Source organism: Flavobacterium tagetis, from assembly GCF_016735615.1.
Lineage (GTDB): Bacteria > Bacteroidota > Bacteroidia > Flavobacteriales > Flavobacteriaceae > Flavobacterium > Flavobacterium tagetis.
The window spans coordinates 83087-97895 of record NZ_JAERSF010000004.1 but is presented as its reverse complement, the minus strand read 5'-3'; the positions used below and the strand labels follow the sequence as shown (position 1 = coordinate 97895).

The window sequence follows — 14809 nt, the reverse complement described above, 5'->3', positions numbered from 1 at the left end:
CAAATATAAAAAAAGCTTCACAGTAAAGTAAAGCTTTCGTTTTTTATTTATTAGACTTAAATTCTCTTAAAGGATGTCCTGTATAAATTTGTCTTGGTCTTCCGATTGGCTCTTTATTTTCACGCATTTCTTTCCATTGCGCAATCCAACCTGGTAATCTTCCAATTGCAAACATTACAGTAAACATATCTGTTGGAATTCCTAAAGCCCTGTAGATAATTCCAGAGTAGAAATCAACGTTTGGATATAAGTTTCTTGATTTGAAGTATTCATCTTCAAGAGCAGCTTTCTCTAATTTTCTAGCAATATCCAAAATCGGATCTTCAACACCTAAAGTTTCTAATACTTCTGTTGCTGCTTTTTTGATGATTTTAGCTCTTGGATCAAAGTTTTTATAAACTCTATGTCCGAATCCCATTAAACGGAATGGGTCATTTTTATCTTTCGCTTTCGCTAAAAATTTATCAGTATCTCCACCGTCTTTATTAATTTCTTCTAACATTTCAAGTACCGCTTGGTTTGCACCTCCATGAAGTGGCCCCCATAAAGCAGAAACCCCTGCAGAAACTGAAGCAAATAAACCAGCATGAGAAGAACCTACCATTCTAACTGTAGAAGTAGAACAGTTTTGCTCATGATCTGCATGAAGAATAAATAATTTATCTAAAGCGTTTACAATTACTGGATTTGCAGCATAAGGTCCTGTAGGCAATTTAAACATTAATTGCATGAAACTTTCTACATAACCTTTTGTGTTATCATAGTAATTTAGAGGATAACCCATAGACTTTCTGTAAGTCCATGTAGCAATCACTAAAAATTTTGCCATTGTTTTACAAATAGCCTCGTACATTTCTTTTTCATTATCTACATTAACTGCTTTTGGATTAAAAGCTGTTAAAGCGCTTGTTAAAGCAGATAACACTCCCATTGGGTGAGCTGTTTTAGGGAAACCGTCAATGATATTTTTCATTTCTTCGTTTACCAAAGAATGTTTTTTAATACCATTTTCAAAATCTTCTAATTGCTTAGCTGTAGGTAATTCACCAAAAATCAAAAGATATGAAACCTCTAAGAAACTAGCTTTTTCAGCAAGATCTTCGATTGAATATCCTCTGTAACGCAAAATTCCTTCCTCTCCATCTAGGAAAGTAATTTCACTTGTACAAGATCCTGAATTTTTATACCCTGGATCAAGAGTAATATAACCTGTTAAATCACGTAATTTGTTAATATCGATAGCTGATTCGTTTTCACTTCCTGTGATTACTGGAAGCTCAACCTTCTTACCATCTATTTCTAATGTAGCTATTTTTGACATAATATACTGGAAATAATTCTTTAAATAATAATTTATCAAATCTAATGAATTTAAGACTAATTAAAAAAAGAATACTGCTATGAATTTGTTAAAAGTCCAAAAAAAAACCATCCGCGGCGGCGGATGGTTTTTTCCAATATATAATTTGTTCAATTATTTGATTTTAAAAGCATTCAAACCAGGGAAATAAGCTGTACTTCCTAATTCTTCTTCAATTCTCAATAATTGATTGTATTTAGCCATACGGTCTGAACGAGAAGCAGAACCTGTTTTAATTTGACCACAGTTTAAAGCAACAGCTAAGTCGGCAATTGTATTATCTTCAGTTTCTCCAGAACGGTGAGACATTACAGATGTATAACCAGCATTTTTCGCCATGTTTACAGCAGCAATTGTTTCAGTTAAAGTTCCAATTTGGTTTACTTTCACCAAGATAGAGTTAGCAATTCCTTTTTCGATACCAGTTGATAAACGAGCAACGTTAGTAACAAATAAATCATCACCTACTAATTGTACTTTATCACCAATCTTTTCAGTTAAAGCTTTCCATCCATCCCAGTCATCTTCGTACATACCGTCTTCGATAGAGATAATTGGATATTTAGCTGCAAGTTCAGCTAAGTATTCAGCTTGTTCAGCAGAAGTTCTGATTTTTCCAGTTTCTCCTTCAAATTTAGTGTAATCGTATTTACCGTTTACATAAAACTCAGAAGCAGCACAGTCAAGAGCGATCATAATTTCGTCACCGAAAGAATATCCAGCTTTTTCAACTGCTAATTTAATAGTATCTAAAGCATCTTCTGTTCCACCAGCTAAGTTTGGAGCAAAACCTCCTTCATCACCTACTGCAGTGCTTAAACCTCTATCGTGTAATACTTTTTTCAAGTTGTGGAAAATTTCAGTTCCCATTTGCATAGCATGTGTAAAAGAAGTTGCTTTTACTGGGAAAATCATAAACTCTTGGAATGCGATAGGTGCATCAGAGTGAGAACCACCGTTGATGATATTCATCATTGGAACTGGTAACGTATTAGCAGAAACACCACCTACGTATCTGTATAATGGCAAACCAAGTTCGTTAGCAGCAGCTTTTGCAGCAGCTAAAGAAACACCCAAAATAGCATTAGCTCCTAATTTAGATTTGTTTGGAGTACCATCTAAATCAATCATTAATTGGTCAATTGTGTTTTGTTCGAAAACAGAAGTTCCAACTAATTCTTCAGCAATAATAGTATTTACATTATTCACTGCATTCAAAACACCTTTACCTAGATAAGCTTTACCTCCATCACGTAATTCAACAGCTTCGTGCTCTCCAGTTGATGCTCCAGACGGAACAGCAGCTCTACCTAAAACTCCATTTTCAGTTACTACATCAACTTCAATAGTAGGATTACCTCTAGAATCAAGAATTTGTCTTGCGTGAACTTTAATTATAATACTCATTATTTTTGTTTTTTATTAATAAATTATATTTTTTTTTTTCGAAATTATAAAAATATTTAATACTATAAGCGAGCTTTAGTCATTAAACCCGTTTATTTATTAACTACATCGTTTTAGACTTTGCTACTTTTAATATTCTCCACAAATTGGTCAAACAAATATGACGAATCGTGTGGTCCTGGACTAGCCTCTGGGTGATATTGCACTGAAAAGCAATTTTTGTTTTTCATTCGCATTCCAGCAACAGTGCCATCATTTAAATGTAAGTGAGTAATTTCTAACTCTGGATGATTTTCTAATTGTTCTTTTCTAACAGCAAACCCGTGATTTTGAGAAGTTATTTCACCTTTGCCTGTAATGATGTTTTTAACTGGATGATTAATTCCTCGGTGGCCATTAAACATTTTATAAGTTTCAATACCATTTGCAAGACCAATCACTTGGTGCCCTAAACAGATTCCAAATAAAGGTTTATTATCGGCTAAAATTTCTTTTGCCACCTGAATTGCTCCAAATAAAGGATCTGGATCACCAGGTCCATTTGACAAGAAATATCCATCAGGATTAAACTCAGTCATATCTTTGTAAGTTGAATCGAAAGGATAAACCTTAATGTAACAATCTCTTTTTGCAAGATTTCTCAAGATATTCTTTTTGATACCAAGGTCTAAAGCCGAGATTTTGTAAGTAGCATTTTCGTCTCCAAAGAAGTATGGCTCTTTGGCAGAAACTTTTGATGCCAACTCTAAACCTTCCATATTTGGCACATTAGCCAATTCTTTCTTCAAGTCTTCAATTGAAGTACCATCTGTACAAATTACAGCATTCATAGCACCGTTATCACGAATGTAACTCACAAGTGCACGAGTATCTACATCAGAAATACAGATTAAGTTTTGTTTAGCAAAATAATCTTCTAAACTTCCAGAAGCATTTTCTCTAGAATAATTAAAACTAAAGTTTTTACAAACTAAACCAGCAATTTTAATACTATCAGATTCCACCTCAGAATCATTAACACCATAGTTTCCGATATGTGTATTTGTAGCAACCATAATTTGTCCGAAATAAGAAGGATCAGTAAAGATTTCCTGATACCCTGTCATTCCAGTATTAAAACAAACTTCACCGAAAGTTTTACCGCTGATTCCGATAGATTTTCCGTGAAAGATTGTCCCATCACTAAGTAATAAAATGGCGCTTTGTCGTGTTGTGTATTTCATTATTTAATTTGTATTGTTTTTTTTAATCAAGTTATAAAACCAAAACGTAGGTTTTAAGTGTAATTAGAATTTTGCAAATTTACTTCTTTAAAATAGCCCTTCCAAGATTTTTTAAAACTTTCATTCGTAAAAATAAAACCTATCATTTTAAATAAGTTACATTTCTTTCGTTTCAAAAAAATCAAAAAAAAAGGATAAACTAAAAATTAGTTTATCCTTTAATATTATAGAATGATTACTCTCATAATTATTCAGAAGCTTCAGTAGTCGTTTCTGATTCAGCAGCAGGGGCTTCAGGAGCAGCAGTTTCAGCTTTTTTAGCTTTACCACCACGACGGCTTTTCGCTTTTTTAACTTCTTTTTTACCTCCGTTGTAAAGTTCATTGAAGTCAACAAGTTCGATCATCGCCATATCAGCGTTATCTCCCAAACGATTTCCAACTTTAATGATACGAGTGTATCCACCTGGACGGTCACCTACTTTAGCGGCAACATCTCTGAACAAATCAGTAACAGCGTATTTGTTACGTAAGTAAGCAAAAACAATACGACGATTGTGAGTCGTATCCTCTTTTGACTTTGTGATTAAAGGCTCAACAAATTGTTTAAGCGCTTTAGCTTTAGCAACAGTAGTGTTAATACGTTTGTGCTCAATAAGAGAACAAGCCATATTAGCCAACATAGCTTTTCTATGTCCAGTCTGTCTGCTTAAGTGGTTGAATTTTTTTCCGTGTCTCATGACGTGTTTTTTTTATCTTCATCTTGCTACAATCCACTATGGAGAGCAAAATATGAAGTAAATTATTCTTTATCTAATTTGTATTTAGCTAAATCCATTCCGAAAGTTAAATTCTTCACTGCAACAAGTTCATCAAGTTCAGTTAGAGATTTTTTACCAAAATTACGGAATTTCATTAGGTCATTTTTATTGAACGATACTAAATCACCAAGTGTATCAACTTCAGCCGCTTTCAAGCAATTTAATGCTCTCACAGATAAATCCATATCAACAAGCTTAGTTTTAAGCAATTGTCTCATATGCAATGACTCTTCATCATACGATTCTGTTTGTGCAATTTCGTCAGCCTCAAGTGTAATTCTTTCGTCAGAGAATAACATGAAATGGTGAATTAAAACTTTAGCAGCTTCAGTAAGAGCATCTTTTGGATTAATAGATCCATCAGTTTTGATTTCAAAAACTAATTTTTCGTAATCTGTTTTTTGCTCTACACGGAAATTTTCGATTGCATATTTTACATTTTTTACCGGAGTAAAAATAGAATCTGTAAAAATTGTTCCAATTGCAGCATTCTGTTTTTTGTTCTCTTCAGCAGGAACGTATCCTCTACCTTTTTCGATTGTTAAATCGAAGTTCAATTTGATTTTAGAATCTAAATTACAGATAACAAGGTCTGGATTCAAAACTTGAAAACCTGAGATAAATTTTTGAAAATCACCTGCTGTTAATTGATCTTTACCAGAAACAGAAATAGTAACTGATTCATTATCGATATCTTCAATCTGACGTTTGAAACGTACTTGTTTTAGATTAAGGATAATTTCGGTAACATCCTCAACAACACCTGAAATAGTAGAAAACTCATGATCTACACCTTCGATACGAACAGATGTAATTGCATAACCTTCTAACGCTGAAAGCAAAACTCTTCTAAGTGCATTACCAACTGTCAATCCATAACCAGGTTCTAAAGGTCTAAACTCAAATTTACCTTCAAAATCGGTTGAATCGATCATGATAACTTTATCGGGCTTTTGAAAATTAAATATTGCCATAAATTTCGACTAAGTCAATTATTATTTGTTGTACAACTCTACGATTAATTGTTCTTTAATGTTTTCTGGAATTTGAAGTCTCGCAGGTACAGAAACGAAAGTTCCTTCTTTAAGATCATTGTTCCAAGTAATCCATTCATAAACATGACTTGAATTTGATAAAGAACGTTCGATAGCTTCTAAAGATTTAGATTTTTCACGAACTGCAACTTTATCACCAGGCTTAAGGTGGTAAGAAGGAATATTAACAACCTCTCCATTTACAGTAATGTGTCTGTGAGAAACGATTTGACGCGCACCTCTTCTAGATGGAGCAATTCCCATTCTAAAAACAACATTATCTAATCTTGCTTCGCATAATTGTAATAAAACTTCACCAGTTACTCCTTTAGTCGCTGATGCTTTTTCGAATAAATTTCTGAATTGTTTTTCTAAAATTCCATAAGAATATTTAGCTTTTTGCTTTTCCATTAACTGAACAGCGTACTCAGATTTTTTTCCTCTTTTTTTAGCCATCCCGTGTTGTCCAGGTGGGTAATTTCTTTTTTCGAAAGATTTATCATCTCCGAAGATTGCTTCGCCAAATTTACGAGCGATTTTGGTTTTAGGACCAGTATATCTTGCCATTTTAAAAAAAATTTTAAGGTAGAAATTATGAATTCAGGTCTAATCCTTCGATAATCTATGTTCTACCTTGTTTATACTATAAAAATAAAAAATTAAACTCTACGTCTTTTTGGAGGACGACATCCGTTGTGCGGCATTGGAGTAACATCAATAATTTCAGTAACTTCAATTCCACCGTTATGAATAGAACGGATAGCAGACTCACGTCCGTTACCTGGTCCTTTTACATAAACTTTCACTTTTTTAAGTCCTGCCTCAAGTGCTACTTTAGCACAATCTTCTGCTGCCATTTGAGCTGCATAAGGAGTGTTCTTTTTAGAACCTCTGAAACCCATTTTACCAGCTGAAGACCAAGAGATAACTTCACCTTTCTTATTAGTCAAAGAAATAATAATGTTATTAAAAGTGGCAGAAATATGAGCCTCACCCGTTGATTCAACGATAACTTTACGTTTTTTTGCAGTTGCTTTAGCCATATTACTTATTATTTAGTTGCTTTTTTCTTGTTAGCAACAGTTTTTCTTTTACCTTTTCTTGTTCTTGAGTTGTTTTTAGTTCTTTGTCCTCTTAATGGAAGACCAGATCTGTGACGAATACCTCTGTAACAACCAATATCCATTAAACGTTTAATGTTTAAAGAAATTTCAGAACGTAATTCTCCTTCAATTTTGTAAAATGAAACAGCTTCACGAATTGCTCCGATTTCATCGTCATTCCAATCTTGAACTTTTTTATCTTGGCTTACTTGAGCTTTTTCTAAAATCTCAATAGCTCTACTTTTTCCTAATCCGAAGATGTAGGTAAGTGCAATAACACCTCTTTTGTTTTTTGGGATATCTACCCCTGCTATTCTTGCCATAATTATCCTTGTCTTTGTTTAAATCTAGGATTCTTTTTGTTTATTACGTACAGTCTCCCTTTTCTACGCACGATAATGCACTCGGCACTTCTCTTTTTTACTGATGCTCTAACTTTCATAGTGAATATCCTTTAATATCGATAAGTAATTCTTGCTTTTGACAAATCGTAAGGACTCATTTCTAGTTTCACTTTATCACCAGGTAATAATTTGATGTAATGCATTCGCATTTTACCAGAAATATGAGCAATTACAATATGTCCATTTTCTAACTCTACACGGAACATCGCATTTGACAATGCTTCTATAATTGATCCGTCTTGTTCTATTGCTGATTGTTTTGCCATAAATATATTAAGCTACCGCTTTTCTATTTTTACCAGTCTTCATTAAACCATCATAATGTTTGTTTAACAAATATGAATTGATCTGCTGAATAGTATCTATTGCAACACCAACCATAATTATTAATGAGGTACCTCCAAAAAACATTGCCCAAGATTGTTGTACATCCATAATACTTACAACAATAGCTGGGAACACAGCAATCAAAGCAAGGAATAAAGATCCTGGGAAAGTTATTAAAGACATCACTTTATCAAGGAAATCAGAAGTTTCTGCTCCCGGACGAACTCCAGGAATAAAACCGCCGCTTCTTTTTAAATCATCAGCCATTTTGTTAGTAGGAACGGTGATTGCAGTATAAAAGAATGTAAATACAATAATTAAAGTTGCAAAAACAAAATTATACCAGAAACCAAACATATTACTAAATGCACCAACAATAGATTGTGATGTATCTGATTTAGACAATCCAGCCACAGCTGCAGGGATAAACATAATTGCTTGAGCAAAAATGATTGGCATTACTCCAGAAGCATTAAGCTTTAGAGGAATCCATTGTCTATTACCACCTGCCAAATCTTGCTCGTAATCTCCTGTAGTTGTACGACGCGCATACTGTACTGGGATTCTACGCACTGCCATTGTAAGCAATACACAAGAAATGATAACTAATAGCCACACAATAATTTCAATAACTAATAACATTGGACCTCCATTGTTATTGGTAACACGAGTAGTAAACTCTTGTATAAAAGCTTGTGGTAAACGAGCTAAAATACCAACCATAATTAACAATGAAATACCATTTCCAATACCTTTATCTGTAATTTTCTCACCAAGCCACATAGCAAAAATTGTACCTGTAACTAAAATGATAACAGAAGAGAACAAAAATTCAGGAGAATTAAAGCCTAGCAAAAATGCATTACTAGGCAATGTTCTGTATAAATTATAGATATAAGTTGGACCTTGAACCAATGTGATAGCGATTGTCAACCAACGAGTGATTTGATTAATCTTTTTTCTACCACTTTCCCCATCATTTTGAAGTTTTTGTAAATATGGAATCGCAATCCCCATCAACTGAACAACAATAGACGCAGAAATATAAGGCATGATACCTAAGGCAAAAACTGAAGCCTTAGAGAAAGCACCCCCGGTGAACATGTCTAGAATAGATCCTAGACCATTTTTAGTTTGTCCCGCTAAACCAGTCAATTGCGTTGCGTCAATTCCAGGAAGCGTAACGTGTGCTCCAAAACGATATACTAAAAGTAATCCTAAAGTAATTAAGATTCTATTCTTTAGTTCTTCGATTTTCCAAACATTACTTATTGATTCAATAAATTTCTTCATCTTAATAGATAAGTTATATAGTTACAGCCTCTCCACCAGCAGCTTCAATAGCAGCTTTTGCAGTAGCGGTAAATTTGTGGGCAGTTACTTTTAATTTCGCTTTCAATTCTCCTCTACCTAAAATCTTAACGATTTCATTTTTAGTAGCCAAACGATTTGCTACGAAATCTGTCATTGAAACAGAATCAGTAATCACACCGTTATCAACTAATAATTGAAGAGTATCTAAATTAACACCTTCGTATTCTTTACGATTGATGTTTTTGAAACCAAACTTAGGTACACGTCTTTGAAGCGGCATCTGCCCTCCTTCAAAACCAATCTTTTTAGAATAACCAGAACGAGATTTTGCTCCTTTGTGTCCACGTGCAGCGGTACCACCTTTTCCAGAACCTTCTCCTCTACCTAATCTTTTATTTTGATTGTGCGTAGATCCTTCAGCAGGTTGTAAGTTACTTAAATTCATAACAGTATTTGTTATTTAGCTTCTTCTACAGAAACTAAGTGTTTAACTTTGTTTATCATCCCAAGGATAGCAGGATTTGACTCATGCTCCACAACTTGTCCAATTTTACGTAGACCTAAAGCTTCCAACCCTCTCTTTTGAGAAAGAGGACAGTTGATTTTGCTTCTTACTTGTTTTACTAATAATTTAGCCATAATTTCCTGAATTAACCTTTAAAAACTTTTTCTAAAGAAATACCTCTCTGTTTTGCAACAGTATGAGCGCTTCTCATTTGCAATAAAGCATCAAAAGTTGCTTTTACTACGTTATGTGGATTTGATGATCCTTGAGATTTAGACAATACATCGTGAATACCTACTGACTCAAGAACTGAACGAACAGCTCCACCAGCAATAACTCCAGTACCATGAGATGCTGGAATTAGGAATACACGTGCACCACCAAATTTACCTTTTTGTTCGTGAGGAACAGATTGTCCATTCAAAGGAATTCTAACTAAATTTTTCTTAGCATCTTCTACCGCTTTCGCAATTGCTTCAGAAACGTCTTTAGATTTTCCTAATCCGTGACCAACTACTCCATTTTCATCACCTACAACTACAATAGCAGAAAAACCGAAAGCTCTACCACCTTTTGTAACTTTAGTAACACGATTAACACTAACTAGACGATCTTTAAGTTCAAGACCACTAGGTTTTACCAATTCTACATTTTTGTATTTAGACATAATATATTAGAATTTAAGTCCAGCGGCTCTTGCGCCTTCTGCTAATGATTTAATACGACCGTGATACAAATATCCACCTCTATCAAAAGTGATGGTATCAATCCCAGCTTTTAACGCTTTCTCTGCAACTAATTTTCCAACAGCAGCAGCGATTTCAACGTTAGTACCTTTTCCTATTTCTTTTTCTCTCGAAGATGCAGCTAATATAGTAACTCCATTTACATCATCAATAATTTGAGCGTAAATTTCTTTATTACTTCTAAAAACAGAAAGTCTAGGTCTTGCAGCTGAACCACTAACCGATTTTCTAATTCTGAATTTAATTCTCTGTCTTCTTTCAGATTTTGTTAATGACATAATCTTATATTTTAAGCTGATTTACCTGCTTTTCTTCTTAATACTTCACCCACAAATTTAACACCTTTTCCTTTGTACGGCTCTGGCTTACGGAAACCTCTGATTTTCGCAGCAACTTGTCCTAAAAGTTGTTTATCAAATGATGTTAATTTTACGATTGGGTTCTTACCTTTTTCAGATACTGTTTCTAAAGTTACTTCAGGAGCAATCTCTAAAACAATATTGTGAGAATATCCAAGAGCTAAATCTAATTTTTGACCTTGGTTTGAAGCTCTATAACCAACTCCAACTAATTCTAGTTCTTTTGTGAAACCTTCAGAAACACCCACAATCATATTATTGATCAAAGATCTAAATAATCCGTGTTTTGCTCTATGGTCTTTATGATCAGACGATCTTTCAACTAAAACTTGATCGCCTTCAACTGTTACATTAACGTCCGAAAACTCTTGTACTAGTTGACCTCTTTTTCCTTTTACTGTAATATTACCGTCTTTAACTTCAACAGTTACACCAGCAGGGATTACAATTGGGCTTTTACCTATTCTTGACATCTTATCTAGTGTTTAAAATTAGTATACGTAACAAATTACTTCACCACCTACATTTAATTGCTTAGCTTGTTTTCCAGTCATCAAACCTTTTGACGTAGAAACAATAGCAATTCCTAATCCGTTAAGGATTCTTGGTAATTTGGCAGCACCAGCATACTTACGTAAACCTGGTTTACTAATTCTTTGGATATCTTTGATTACAGGCTCTTTAGTATCTTTATCATACTTTAAAGCGATTTTGATAGAACCTTGAACTGTGTTCTGCTCAAATTTGTAACTTAAGATGTAACCTTGATCAAATAAGATCTTAGTTATCTCTTTTTTAAGATTAGAAGCTGGAATTTCAACAACTTTGTGGTTTGCAGCCACAGCGTTACGAACTCTAGTCAAATAATCTGCAATAGGATCTGTATACATATGTATTTGATTGCGATTATGGTTTTCGGGAGACACACGTCTCCCGAACCTTTAATCAATTAAAATTATTTTTTGGTTTGCAAAAGTAATAACTTATTGCGAGATTACCAAGATGCTTTTTTAACACCAGGAATTAATCCATTATTAGCCATTTCACGGAAAGTTACACGAGAAATACCAAATTGACGAATATAACCTCTTGGTCTACCTGTTAATTTACAACGGTTGTGTAAACGAACTGGTGAAGCATTTTTAGGTAATTTTTGTAAACCTTCATAGTCTCCAGCTTCTAATAAAGCTTTTCTCTTTTCAGCATACTTAGCTACCGTTTTCTCTCTTTTAACCTCACGGGCCTTCATTGATTCTTTAGCCATGTCTTAATTCTTTTTAAAAGGTAATCCTAATTCAGCCAATAATGACTTTGCTTCCTTGTCTGTTTTTGCAGTAGTAACAAAAGTAATATCCATTCCTGAAATTTTGTTTACTTTGTCAATATCAATTTCTGGGAAAATGATTTGCTCTAAAACTCCAAGATTGTAGTTACCTCTTCCGTCAAAACCAGTAGCTTTAATACCACCGAAATCTCTAACACGTGGTAAAGCAGAAGTAATAAGTCTATCTAAAAACTCGTACATTCTTTCTCCACGTAAAGTAACTTTTGCTCCAATAGGCATTCCTTTTCTCAATTTGAAAGACGCAACGTCTTTCTTAGAGATTGTAGAAACTGCTTTTTGTCCAGTGATCTTTGTTAACTCATCAACTGCATAGTCAATAAGTTTTTTATCAGATACAGCTGCACCAACTCCACGGCTCAAAACGATTTTTTCAAGTTTAGGAACTTGCATTACGTTTGTATATCCGAACTCTTCTTTAAGAGCAGAGATTACTCTACTCTTATATTCTTCTTTTAGTCTAGGTGTATATGCCATTACTATAGTACTTGATTAGATTTTTTTGAAAATCTTACTTTCTTATCTCCTTCTACTCTAATACCTACTCTAGTTGTTTCCTTAGTTTTAGGATCAATTAGAGAAATGTTAGAAATTTGAATAGAAGCTTCTTTCTTAACGATACCACCTTGAGGGTTTTTAGCACTTGGTTTTGTATGTTTTGAAACCATGTTTACACCTTCAACTATCGCTTTATTTTTCTCACGGTAAACACGTAAAACTTTACCTTCAGCACCTTTATGGTCTCCAGCAATAACTCTTACGATATCTCCTGATTTTATTTTTAGCTTTATCATCTTAAAACGAATTAAAGCACTTCTGGTGCTAATGATACAATTTTCATGAATTGTTTTTCACGAAGTTCTCTTGCTACCGGACCAAAAACACGAGTTCCTCTCATTTCTCCTGCAGCATTCAAAAGAACACATGCATTGTCATCGAAACGGATATAAGAACCATCAGCTCTTCTCACTTCTTTTTTAGTACGTACAACAACTGCAGTTGAAACAGCTCCTTTTTTCACGTTTCCGTTTGGAGTTGCATCTTTGATAGAAACTACAATTTTGTCACCAACAGAGGCATATCTTCTTTTAGTACCTCCTAAAACACGAATAGTTAAAACTTCTTTAGCTCCCGTGTTATCTGCTACTTTTAGTCTTGATTCTTGTTGTACCATAATTATTTAGCTCTTTCTAAGATTTCAACTAATCTCCAACATTTTGTTTTACTTAAAGGACGCGTTTCGCTAATTCTTACAGTATCTCCAATGTTACAGTCGTTTGTTTCGTCGTGTGCAACATATTTCTTAGTTTTCAACACGAACTTACCGTATAATGGGTGTTTTACTTTTCTTACTTCAGAAATCACGATAGATTTATCCATCTTGTTTGAAGTAACAACACCTATTCTTTCTTTTCTTAAATTTCTTTTTTCTTCCATCTTTCAGCAGAATACAATTATTGTAACTCTCTTTTAGTTAACTCTGTAGCTAATCTTGCAACTGTTCTTCTAACGCTTCTAATTTGAAGTGGGTTAGCAATTGGAGAGATAGCATGAGCCATTTTTAGGTCAGCATATACTTTCTTAGTTTGACTAAGCTTTTCTTGCAACTCCGCTGCAGAAAGATCTTTTATTTCTGATTGTTTCATAATAAATTATAAATTATGCTTCGAAATCTCTAGCAACGACGAACTTAGTTTTTACTGGAAGTTTTTGAGCTGCAAGGCGTAAAGCCTCTTTTGCAACTGACAATGGAACTCCTCCAACTTCAAACATAATTCTTCCTGGTTTAACAACAGCAGCCCAATACTCAACTGCTCCTTTACCTTTACCCATACGTACTTCAAGAGGTTTCTTAGTAATAGGTTTGTCTGGGAAAATTTTAATCCATAATTGTCCCTCTCTTTTCATGTAACGAGTTGCAGCGATACGCGCAGCTTCGATTTGACGAGAAGTTAAGAACATTCCATCTTCATGTACAGATTTAATACCAAACATTCCATTTGAAAGCTCATGCCCTCTTTGAGAGTTACCTTTCATTCTACCTTTTTGTACCTTACGGTATTTTGTTCTTTTAGGCTGTAACATTTTTCTTTAGTTTAAAAATTTACTTTCTTTTACGAGCGTCTGGTTTTCCACCTTTGTTAAAGTTAGATTTGCCTCTAGGAGCATCTCCACCTTTTCCACCACCTGTACCAGATTGTTTTTTATCCATTCCAGCAAGTGGAGAAAGTTCTCTCTTACCGTAAACTTCACCTTTCATGATCCATACTTTAATTCCCATTCTACCGTAAGTAGTATGAGCTTCAGCAAGAGCATAATCAATGTCAGCTCTGAAAGTTGATAGAGGAATTCTACCTTCTTTGAAACCTTCCGAACGCGCCATCTCAGCACCATTCAAACGACCAGAAATCAAAACTTTGATACCTTCAGCGTTCATACGCATAGAAGCAGCAATAGCCATTTTGATTGCACGTCTGTAAGAAATACGGCTTTCGATTTGACGAGCGATGCTTGTAGCCACAAGATAAGCATCTAACTCAGGTCTTTTAATTTCAAAGATGTTGATTTGAACCTCTTTGTCAGTAACTTTCTTAAGTTCTTCTTTTAACTTGTCTACCTCTTGTCCACCTTTCCCGATAATGATACCAGGTCTAGCAGTAGTGATAGTAACGGTTACAAGTTTCAAAGTTCTCTCGATGATTACTTTTGATACACTAGCTTTTGATAAACGAGCGTGGATATACTTTCTGATTTTGTGATCTTCGGCTAATTTATCACCGTAATCATTTCCACCATACCAGTTTGAGTCCCATCCTCTGATGATACCAAGTCTATTTCCAATTGGATTTGTCTTTTGTCCCATGC

Annotated in this window: 25 protein-coding genes; all 25 read right to left on the bottom strand. The window is 34.3% G+C overall.

Annotated features, from left to right (window positions below):
• Positions 1 to 43: 43 nt before the first annotated feature.
• Positions 44 to 1321, bottom strand: a complete 1278-nt coding sequence (locus tag JI750_RS18190) for a citrate synthase (RefSeq protein ID WP_111379752.1) — start codon at positions 1319 to 1321, stop codon at positions 44 to 46.
• A gap of 153 nt (positions 1322 to 1474) precedes the next feature.
• Positions 1475 to 2767, bottom strand: coding sequence for a phosphopyruvate hydratase (gene eno, locus JI750_RS18185; RefSeq protein ID WP_008464336.1), 1293 nt, complete (start codon positions 2765 to 2767; stop codon positions 1475 to 1477).
• 113 nt (positions 2768 to 2880) lie between these two features.
• Entirely contained in the window at positions 2881 to 3990 is a 1110-nt protein-coding gene (carA, locus tag JI750_RS18180; RefSeq protein WP_202005492.1) for a glutamine-hydrolyzing carbamoyl-phosphate synthase small subunit, read from the bottom strand.
• A gap of 247 nt (positions 3991 to 4237) precedes the next feature.
• On the bottom strand, positions 4238 to 4729 hold the full coding sequence (gene rplQ / locus JI750_RS18175; protein WP_008464331.1) for a 50S ribosomal protein L17: 492 nt from the start codon (positions 4727 to 4729) through the stop codon (positions 4238 to 4240).
• A gap of 62 nt (positions 4730 to 4791) precedes the next feature.
• Positions 4792 to 5784 carry a DNA-directed RNA polymerase subunit alpha gene (locus JI750_RS18170; protein WP_008464329.1) on the bottom strand — a complete coding sequence of 331 codons (993 nt, stop codon included), beginning with the start codon at positions 5782 to 5784 and terminating at the stop codon, positions 4792 to 4794.
• A 21-nt stretch (positions 5785 to 5805) separates the two neighbouring features.
• Entirely contained in the window at positions 5806 to 6411 is a 606-nt protein-coding gene (gene rpsD / locus JI750_RS18165) for a 30S ribosomal protein S4 (RefSeq protein ID WP_008464326.1), read from the bottom strand.
• A gap of 92 nt (positions 6412 to 6503) precedes the next feature.
• Entirely contained in the window at positions 6504 to 6887 is a 384-nt protein-coding gene (gene rpsK / locus JI750_RS18160) for a 30S ribosomal protein S11 (RefSeq protein WP_026727866.1), read from the bottom strand.
• Between the two features lie 8 nt (positions 6888 to 6895).
• Positions 6896 to 7270: a 30S ribosomal protein S13 gene (gene rpsM, locus JI750_RS18155; protein ID WP_008464322.1), complete on the bottom strand. Its 375-nt coding sequence runs from the start codon at positions 7268 to 7270 to the stop codon at positions 6896 to 6898.
• Between the two features lie 2 nt (positions 7271 to 7272).
• A complete protein-coding gene (gene ykgO / locus JI750_RS18150; RefSeq protein WP_002987490.1) occupies positions 7273 to 7389 on the bottom strand; it encodes a type B 50S ribosomal protein L36 in 117 nt (38 codons plus the stop codon).
• A gap of 12 nt (positions 7390 to 7401) precedes the next feature.
• Positions 7402 to 7617, bottom strand: a complete 216-nt coding sequence (gene infA, locus JI750_RS18145) for a translation initiation factor IF-1 (RefSeq protein ID WP_007136545.1) — start codon at positions 7615 to 7617, stop codon at positions 7402 to 7404.
• A gap of 7 nt (positions 7618 to 7624) precedes the next feature.
• On the bottom strand, positions 7625 to 8971 hold the full coding sequence (secY, locus tag JI750_RS18140) for a preprotein translocase subunit SecY (RefSeq protein WP_007803669.1): 1347 nt from the start codon (positions 8969 to 8971) through the stop codon (positions 7625 to 7627).
• Positions 8972 to 8984: 13 nt separating this feature from the next.
• Positions 8985 to 9437, bottom strand: a complete 453-nt coding sequence (rplO, locus tag JI750_RS18135; protein ID WP_109190654.1) for a 50S ribosomal protein L15 — start codon at positions 9435 to 9437, stop codon at positions 8985 to 8987.
• Positions 9438 to 9448: 11 nt separating this feature from the next.
• Complete coding sequence (gene rpmD, locus JI750_RS18130) at positions 9449 to 9631, bottom strand: 50S ribosomal protein L30 (RefSeq protein WP_008464315.1); 183 nt, start codon at positions 9629 to 9631, stop codon at positions 9449 to 9451.
• An 11-nt stretch (positions 9632 to 9642) separates the two neighbouring features.
• The gene (rpsE, locus tag JI750_RS18125; RefSeq protein WP_111364454.1) at positions 9643 to 10167 is read right to left on the bottom strand and encodes a 30S ribosomal protein S5; all 525 of its coding nucleotides are present in this window, start codon (positions 10165 to 10167) and stop codon (positions 9643 to 9645) included.
• 3 nt (positions 10168 to 10170) lie between these two features.
• On the bottom strand, positions 10171 to 10521 hold the full coding sequence (rplR, locus tag JI750_RS18120) for a 50S ribosomal protein L18 (protein WP_109190655.1): 351 nt from the start codon (positions 10519 to 10521) through the stop codon (positions 10171 to 10173).
• Between the two features lie 11 nt (positions 10522 to 10532).
• Entirely contained in the window at positions 10533 to 11075 is a 543-nt protein-coding gene (gene rplF / locus JI750_RS18115) for a 50S ribosomal protein L6 (protein ID WP_202005474.1), read from the bottom strand.
• An 18-nt stretch (positions 11076 to 11093) separates the two neighbouring features.
• The gene (rpsH, locus tag JI750_RS18110) at positions 11094 to 11492 is read right to left on the bottom strand and encodes a 30S ribosomal protein S8 (protein ID WP_008464306.1); all 399 of its coding nucleotides are present in this window, start codon (positions 11490 to 11492) and stop codon (positions 11094 to 11096) included.
• A 104-nt stretch (positions 11493 to 11596) separates the two neighbouring features.
• A complete protein-coding gene (rpsN, locus tag JI750_RS18105) occupies positions 11597 to 11866 on the bottom strand; it encodes a 30S ribosomal protein S14 (protein WP_031456037.1) in 270 nt (89 codons plus the stop codon).
• Between the two features lie 3 nt (positions 11867 to 11869).
• Positions 11870 to 12421, bottom strand: a complete 552-nt coding sequence (gene rplE, locus JI750_RS18100; RefSeq protein WP_012022484.1) for a 50S ribosomal protein L5 — start codon at positions 12419 to 12421, stop codon at positions 11870 to 11872.
• A 2-nt stretch (positions 12422 to 12423) separates the two neighbouring features.
• A complete protein-coding gene (gene rplX / locus JI750_RS18095) occupies positions 12424 to 12738 on the bottom strand; it encodes a 50S ribosomal protein L24 (protein ID WP_007803650.1) in 315 nt (104 codons plus the stop codon).
• Positions 12739 to 12749: 11 nt separating this feature from the next.
• Positions 12750 to 13118 carry a 50S ribosomal protein L14 gene (gene rplN, locus JI750_RS18090; protein ID WP_007803649.1) on the bottom strand — a complete coding sequence of 123 codons (369 nt, stop codon included), beginning with the start codon at positions 13116 to 13118 and terminating at the stop codon, positions 12750 to 12752.
• Between the two features lie 2 nt (positions 13119 to 13120).
• A complete protein-coding gene (rpsQ, locus tag JI750_RS18085) occupies positions 13121 to 13381 on the bottom strand; it encodes a 30S ribosomal protein S17 (RefSeq protein WP_012022485.1) in 261 nt (86 codons plus the stop codon).
• A 17-nt stretch (positions 13382 to 13398) separates the two neighbouring features.
• On the bottom strand, positions 13399 to 13590 hold the full coding sequence (gene rpmC, locus JI750_RS18080; RefSeq protein WP_008464297.1) for a 50S ribosomal protein L29: 192 nt from the start codon (positions 13588 to 13590) through the stop codon (positions 13399 to 13401).
• A 13-nt stretch (positions 13591 to 13603) separates the two neighbouring features.
• Entirely contained in the window at positions 13604 to 14029 is a 426-nt protein-coding gene (gene rplP / locus JI750_RS18075) for a 50S ribosomal protein L16 (protein ID WP_008464295.1), read from the bottom strand.
• Between the two features lie 19 nt (positions 14030 to 14048).
• Positions 14049 to 14807, bottom strand: a complete 759-nt coding sequence (gene rpsC / locus JI750_RS18070) for a 30S ribosomal protein S3 (protein ID WP_008464292.1) — start codon at positions 14805 to 14807, stop codon at positions 14049 to 14051.
• Between the last annotated feature and the right edge of the window lie 2 nt (positions 14808 to 14809).

Bases quoted from the DNA above. Each gene is read 5' to 3' on its own strand.
- JI750_RS18190 (WP_111379752.1), bottom strand. From the start codon at position 1,321: ATGTCAAAAATAGCTACATTAGAAATAGATGGTAAGAAGGTTGAGCTT.
- eno (WP_008464336.1), bottom strand. From the start codon at position 2,767: ATGAGTATTATAATTAAAGTTCACGCAAGACAAATTCTTGATTCTAGA.
- carA (WP_202005492.1), bottom strand. From the start codon at position 3,990: ATGAAATACACAACACGACAAAGCGCCATTTTATTACTTAGTGATGGG.
- rplQ (WP_008464331.1), bottom strand. From the start codon at position 4,729: ATGAGACACGGAAAAAAATTCAACCACTTAAGCAGACAGACTGGACAT.
- JI750_RS18170 (WP_008464329.1), bottom strand. From the start codon at position 5,784: ATGGCAATATTTAATTTTCAAAAGCCCGATAAAGTTATCATGATCGAT.
- rpsD (WP_008464326.1), bottom strand. From the start codon at position 6,411: ATGGCAAGATATACTGGTCCTAAAACCAAAATCGCTCGTAAATTTGGC.
- rpsK (WP_026727866.1), bottom strand. From the start codon at position 6,887: ATGGCTAAAGCAACTGCAAAAAAACGTAAAGTTATCGTTGAATCAACG.
- rpsM (WP_008464322.1), bottom strand. From the start codon at position 7,270: ATGGCAAGAATAGCAGGGGTAGATATCCCAAAAAACAAAAGAGGTGTT.
- ykgO (WP_002987490.1), bottom strand. From the start codon at position 7,389: ATGAAAGTTAGAGCATCAGTAAAAAAGAGAAGTGCCGAGTGCATTATC.
- infA (WP_007136545.1), bottom strand. From the start codon at position 7,617: ATGGCAAAACAATCAGCAATAGAACAAGACGGATCAATTATAGAAGCA.
- secY (WP_007803669.1), bottom strand. From the start codon at position 8,971: ATGAAGAAATTTATTGAATCAATAAGTAATGTTTGGAAAATCGAAGAA.
- rplO (WP_109190654.1), bottom strand. From the start codon at position 9,437: ATGAATTTAAGTAACTTACAACCTGCTGAAGGATCTACGCACAATCAA.
- rpmD (WP_008464315.1), bottom strand. From the start codon at position 9,631: ATGGCTAAATTATTAGTAAAACAAGTAAGAAGCAAAATCAACTGTCCT.
- rplR (WP_109190655.1), bottom strand. From the start codon at position 10,521: ATGTCATTAACAAAATCTGAAAGAAGACAGAGAATTAAATTCAGAATT.
- rplF (WP_202005474.1), bottom strand. From the start codon at position 11,075: ATGTCAAGAATAGGTAAAAGCCCAATTGTAATCCCTGCTGGTGTAACT.
- rpsH (WP_008464306.1), bottom strand. From the start codon at position 11,492: ATGTATACAGATCCTATTGCAGATTATTTGACTAGAGTTCGTAACGCT.
- rpsN (WP_031456037.1), bottom strand. From the start codon at position 11,866: ATGGCTAAAGAATCAATGAAGGCCCGTGAGGTTAAAAGAGAGAAAACG.
- rplE (WP_012022484.1), bottom strand. From the start codon at position 12,421: ATGGCATATACACCTAGACTAAAAGAAGAATATAAGAGTAGAGTAATC.
- rplX (WP_007803650.1), bottom strand. From the start codon at position 12,738: ATGATAAAGCTAAAAATAAAATCAGGAGATATCGTAAGAGTTATTGCT.
- rplN (WP_007803649.1), bottom strand. From the start codon at position 13,118: ATGGTACAACAAGAATCAAGACTAAAAGTAGCAGATAACACGGGAGCT.
- rpsQ (WP_012022485.1), bottom strand. From the start codon at position 13,381: ATGGAAGAAAAAAGAAATTTAAGAAAAGAAAGAATAGGTGTTGTTACT.
- rpmC (WP_008464297.1), bottom strand. From the start codon at position 13,590: ATGAAACAATCAGAAATAAAAGATCTTTCTGCAGCGGAGTTGCAAGAA.
- rplP (WP_008464295.1), bottom strand. From the start codon at position 14,029: ATGTTACAGCCTAAAAGAACAAAATACCGTAAGGTACAAAAAGGTAGA.
- rpsC (WP_008464292.1), bottom strand. From the start codon at position 14,807: ATGGGACAAAAGACAAATCCAATTGGAAATAGACTTGGTATCATCAGA.